This is a genomic window from Stieleria sp. (assembly GCF_041595215.1).
In the GTDB taxonomy this organism is placed as follows: domain Bacteria; phylum Planctomycetota; class Planctomycetia; order Pirellulales; family Pirellulaceae; genus Stieleria; species Stieleria magnilauensis.
Genome location: NZ_JBFHKV010000515.1, coordinates 1 through 5,809, shown reverse-complemented (window position 1 = coordinate 5,809; position 5,809 = coordinate 1). Strand labels below are relative to the sequence as shown.

Below are 5,809 nucleotides of genomic sequence, written 5' to 3'. Positions count from 1 at the left end.
AGAACGATGCGTTAGACAGTGCAAATCTTTGCACGTACGTGCAAGACGATGCACCCTGCAAGATGAAGCACGTACGCCTCTCGATGCGTCGACGCAACGACAAGCACCTGCCCGCCTTTCAAGCAAGGGGTGTGGGATTGCCCGCTGCTGCGTCACGCCATCCTGTTTTTTTTCTTGTCGGTGATTGGCACAAACGTCCGTGTTTGGGGGGACGGACGGCAATCGGGGGCCGCCGCCGAGACGGTCTCCATCGGTTTGGTACGAATTGTGCCCAACGAAGGACGTCAACACGTGATCTCAACGCAAATCATGAAGATGTGATCACTTTGCTCGAACCAGCCATCGCCACCATGCAAGACGCAACCTCCGCCGTCATTCCCACCACCGAAGCCTTCGTTCGAGCCGGCGCGGATCAACACTCCAAGCTGCAAGCGGCGATCGAACACGCGACTCACTTCTTGCCTTCTCAAGGACCCATCTCGGTCTTCGTTCACCACAACACGTTGCATTCCTTTGAGGACATGCCGTTTGAACAGGCGGTGATCGAAGGGGGACGGCGTTACGGTTGCGAGCCCTACTGGCCGGAACAACGCTATCGAAGCGAACTGGCTCGTGGGCGGATCTCAGCGGAGGATCTGCGACAGGTCTTGATGGATGACCTGGATGAGGAAGCTGATGAATTGGTCGCCAGTTTCGGGACACGCTACACCCTTCGCTTGGCGATGCTGCAGATGACGCTGCATTCGGCCCCCGATGCGGAGCTGAAATGGTTGTTGGCCGAATCGGATTTGCTGACCCGGTTTCGCGCCGAGGTTTCGCCGCAGCGTGCCGAACAGATGGTGGGGAAGACCCGCAGTTGGGTGATGCGTCATCTGGACCTGACTGGGCAAGCGGCGGAACGTGACGGAGGCGATTCGGAGACGCGATTGCCCGATGTCGTTTTGTCGGCGGTCGATCGTTCACGTCGCCAGTCGATTGAATGGTGGTCCGACGCCCAGTGGGAAGCCTTCACGCTGGAACTGTTGTGGCAGATTTCACGCGCCGGCGTCCAATCCGCCGGATTACCCGAATTTGAACGGCGGGATCCGATCCGGTTACGTGACTTGTTGTGGGAGGTTTCTGGCGAAGACATCGACGTCAGCGTCAACGACGTGCTGATTCGCTTCTGCGGCGCGTTTCTCGACCAAGGTTTTTCCGATTGGGCGTTGCCCGATCGAGGACTCGGATTCGCGCAAGCGTTTGCACGGTTGTACCAGGGATCGCTGGCGGTGACGCCGAACTGGATGAACGGGATCGTCGGCGAATTGAAAGCGATCCAGTCCGAACCGTTCGATCCGCTCGTCTCGATCCAGCAGTCGCTCGAAGCGTTGGGGATCGCCGAGGAAGAGGACGAAGAGAAGATCGCATCGACGCTGTTGGCCCTGCGAGGCTGGGCGGGCATGATCTGGCAAATGGAGACGAATACTCCGTTCCTGCAGCACCCGGTTCGCGGCGGAACGTTGAACGAATACTTGGCCATTCGCTTGATGCTCGAACGCTATGCAATCGCTGACTTCGGCGAACGACAGTACGGGACGCGCGATTATCGAGAGATTCGCGGGATCGCCGAAAGCCGGCTTGGCGTCAAACGGGGACCCTCGACCGACGAGCGGACGTACACGATCTTTCAACTCGCCCAGGCCGGCGGTTGGACACCCGAACAATTGGTCCACATGACGCCCGGGCAATGGGCGTGTCTGATTCGTGAAATCGAAACGTTCGATTCGGTCCAACGGCGTCGCGTCCTGCACGCCGCTTATGAACGGCACTATCGCAATGCGACGCTCGATGCGATCGCCATCCATTCGGCTCGTCGCCGCCAGAAACGTCGCGACAGCAAGTCCGGCAAGCCCGCGTATGCGGCGATCTTTTGCATCGATGATCGGGAAGAATCGTTCCGCCGACACCTGGAAGAAGTCGATCCCGAAAGTGTGACGGCCTCGGCCGCCGGTTTCTTCGCGGTCGCCATGTATTACCAGGGCGTCGACCACGCACACTACCGAGCGCTCTGTCCGGCGATTCTGACGCCACAGCATTTCGTCCGCGAAGAACCCCTGTTCTCGGCCAGGCACGTCAGCGCAAAACGGGCGGAACGACGCCGCCGCATCGGTTGGTTCACCCATCAAGTTCACGCCCATTCGCGGACCATGATCGGTGGCTGGGTGACCGGGGTTTTTGGGGCGTTGGCGACATTCCCGATGGTGGCACGCATCTTGGCTCCGCGGCTGACTTCCAAAATTCGCGCAACGATGGGGTCCTTTGTCAAACCACCCGCGACCGAGTTGCATCTGGAACGGACCGCCGCAGCACCCGGACCCGAACCCGAATCGCTCGGTTACAGCTTGGACGAGATGGCGGGGATCGTAATCCGTATCCTGCAAGACATTGGGATGGTCGACAACTTTCCTCCGATCATCGTCTTCTTCGGCCACGGCAGCGGCAGTCTGAATAATCCCCATGAATCCGCTTACAACTGTGGCGCCTGCAGCGGCGGACGTGGCGGTCCCAACGCACGAGCGTTTGCCATGATGGCCAACGATCCTCGCGTCCGACGATTGATCTCCGGACGCGGTGTGGAATTGCCCGATGACGTGCGTTTTGTGGGGGCGTTTCATAACACCTGCAATGATGACGTGGAGTACTACGATCTGGATCTGTTGCCACGGACGCATCGTTCGCTGTTTCGTCGCATTGAAAAAAGCGTCAACGAGACGCGCGCCCGAAATGCTCACGAACGGGCTCGGCGATTCGAATCCGCGCCGTTGGATCTGACCGCCGAAGAGGCGCTCGAGCATGTCGAAGAGCGGGCGGAAGATTTGTCACAGGCTCGGCCGGAATACAACCACGCGACCAATGCGGTCGTCACCGTCGGACGTCGCGACTGGACCCGTGGCCTGTTCATGGATCGTCGCGTGTTCTTGACAGAATACGATCCGGCGGTGGACGACGAACACGTCAGCGTGCTGACCCGGATTCTGCAAGCGGCGATCCCCGTCTGTGCGGGGATCAGTTTGGAATACTACTTTTCTACCGTCGATGTCGAAGGTTACGGCTGTGGATCCAAGTTGCCCCACAACGTGGCGTCGATGATCGGCGTGATGACCGGAGCCGCCAGTGATCTGCGTCCGGGATTGTCTCAACAGATGGTTGAAATCCACGAACCGATGCGGATCCTGTTCGTCATCGAAACCTCGCCAGAAAAAATGGACAGGATCATCAACGAGAACCCGGGGATCGAACGCTTGATCAAGGGGAACTGGGTTCAGATTGCGCTGATCGATCCCGAGACCTCGACGATCATGCGGTACGTCAACGGCACGTATCAACGCTACACCCCGGAGTCGAGCGATTTGCCCGTCGTCGCGTCGTCGGCCGATTGGTACCGCGGCCAGCGAGATCACCTGGGCTATGCGTCGATCGAAGAATCCTCGTGAGATTGTCCGATTCAATCGTCGGGGAAGCAGCTTGCTCGCCATCTCCAAACAGACCACCGAACGCAAGCTAGCAGCTTACGCCACTTCGGCTCGCACCTTGAATTCAATTTGAACCCTTCATCATGACTCCCCTCCACCTGCTCTTTCATATCCTCGGCACGGCGGTCGTTTGCAGCCCGATCGTGTTGTTGGCGATTCTGGGGCTTTCGACACTCGTCAATCGTCCCTTGAGCGAGACGTCGATCGCGCGTTTCACACAGGCGGCCGTGCTGTTTTCGTTGCTGCCCGCCGTTGCCATCCTGTTGATCATGCTCGCAACGGACATTCGCTATGTGCCGATCGAGTTGGGGAACTGGGTGACGATTCCCGAGGAGCAGTTTCAATTTCATTTGAAGTTCGTTTTCGATCGCCTCAGTATTCCTTTCTTGATGCTCTCCTGCGTCCTTTGTGGTGTCGTGGGTGCCTTCACACGTCGCTACTTGCATCGCGAGGAAGGGTATGGACGATTTTTTCTGTACTACGCGATGTTTTTTTGTGGCATGGTGCTGTCTTCGTTGGCCAGTACGATCGAAACGTTGTTTGTCGGCTGGGAAATGGTCGGCCTGTCGTCCGCGCTGTTGGTGGCCTATTTTCACGAACGGACCAATCCGGTGCGCAACGGTCAACGGGTGTGGTCGATTTATCGCCTCAGCGACGCCGCGTTTTTGATCGCCGCGATCACGATGCATCACATGACCGGCGAAGGCGACTTCGGTGGGCTGATGAGCAGCGGCGTTTGGCCCGAAGGCACGGCCGCGATCACGTCCAGCCAGGCCTTGATGGTCGGGTCGCTGCTGTTGGTCGCGGCGGCCGGTAAGTCGGCCCTGTTTCCGTTCAGCGGTTGGCTGCCCCGAGCGATGGAAGGCCCGACACCCTCAAGTGCCATTTTTTACGGCGCCTTGTCGGTTCACTTGGGCGCGTTCCTACTGTTAAGACTCAGTCCGATTCTCGAAGCCTCGTTGACCCTGCAAGTGATGGTCATCAGTCTCGGCATCGTCTCGGCGGTTTGCGGCGCGGTGATGTCACGCGTGCAAAACGATGTCAAGGTTTCGCTCGCCTACGCCTCGCTGACTCAGGTCGGAATCATCGTCGTGGAGATCGGATTGGGGCTGAAGTATCTGGCACTGATCCACATCATCGGACACGCGAGCCTGCGGACGATGCAATTGTTGCGTGCCCCGACGTTGCTCAGGGACTACAGCGATTTGGAAAACAAGATGGGCACGCGATTGCCGCGTGATGCCTGGGTGGGAGCTGGTTTTTTGCCACCACGCATGCAGCGTTGGTGCTACCGGTTCGGATTCGAGCGGGGATTCATGGACATCGCTTTGGACAAGTGGATCGTCCAGCCATTCGTGCGGGTGTTCCGCTGGTGCGATTCGATGGAGCGACAAGTCACCGATGCGTTGTCCAATGAAGCATCACGCGAATCCGACCAGGCTGAACTGCACCCCGAAGGTTTAAAGTCCGCGGCTTAACGCATCACCGTCCACGATTTGATCACTTACCCTCGCAACGCCCACAATGCCCGAGTTTCACTTTCCCTGGATTGAAGTTTCCATTCTGGTTCCCCTGTTCGGGGCGGTTTGGATTCATTTGCTCGGCAACCGCGACAACATCTTGCGACACGCCATCGCGATTTGTTCGGTGACGTTCGCATTGACGATCGGCGAACTGATCGATTTTGTCTTGATCGGGACGTTCGAAGCGCACGACCATTGGCCGTTTATCGATTGGATGTTCGATCGAGACGTTTTTGTCGTCGACGAACTCAGCGCGTTTCAATTGCCGCTCGCGGCGTTGATCTTTCTGGTCACGGTGATGTCGACGCTGCGCACCAAAGCGCCACGGTTCTCGCTGAAACTCGCGTTGGTCTCCGAGACGCTTGTGTTGGCAACGTTCAGCTGTCGCAGCTCTTGGACGCTGATCGTGTTGCTGATCGCGGCGACGATTCCACCGTATTTGGAACTGCGGAACCGGCAGCGATGCACGCGTCTTTATGTGTTGCACATGGCCGTCTTTGCGGCGCTGCTGTTGGTCGGCTATGGCTGGCTCAGTGTGACCGAGATGAATAGTACGGCGGTGCTGATTCCGGGGGCACTGTTGACGGCGGCGGCGCTGTTTCGCAGCGGCGTGTTCCCGTTTCATCTGTGGATGACGGATCTGTTCGAAAAGGCCACCTTCGGAACCGCGATTCTGTTTTCCACGCCGCTGGTCGGGGCCTATGCCGTGATGCGGTTGGTGTTGCCGATCGCTCCGTCGTGGGCGCTGCAAAGTATTGCCGTGCTGTCGTTGGT

General features: G+C 58.3%; 3 protein-coding genes. All 3 read left to right on the top strand.

The genetic code is table 11. The features are described 5' to 3' along the window. Window positions 1-350 precede the first annotated feature (350 nt). Window positions 351-3,473 (top strand): DUF2309 domain-containing protein, encoded by a 3,123-nt coding sequence (locus ABX749_RS19100; RefSeq protein ID WP_372897367.1) that lies wholly within the window; start codon window positions 351-353, stop codon window positions 3,471-3,473. Between the two features lie 122 nt (window positions 3,474-3,595). Further along, a complete protein-coding gene (locus tag ABX749_RS19095; RefSeq protein ID WP_372897366.1) occupies window positions 3,596-4,990 on the top strand; it encodes a proton-conducting transporter membrane subunit in 1,395 nt (464 codons plus the stop codon). 46 nt (window positions 4,991-5,036) lie between these two features. Next, window positions 5,037-5,809: proton-conducting transporter membrane subunit (locus ABX749_RS19090; RefSeq protein WP_372897365.1), on the top strand; the 773-nt coding region annotated here is incomplete at its 3' end.

What these genes read in the sequence shown, in the direction of transcription:
- ABX749_RS19100 (WP_372897367.1), top strand. Translation starts at nt 351, where the DNA reads ATGCAAGACGCAACCTCCGCCGTCATTCCCACCACCGAAGCCTTCGTT.
- ABX749_RS19095 (WP_372897366.1), top strand. Translation starts at nt 3,596, where the DNA reads ATGACTCCCCTCCACCTGCTCTTTCATATCCTCGGCACGGCGGTCGTT.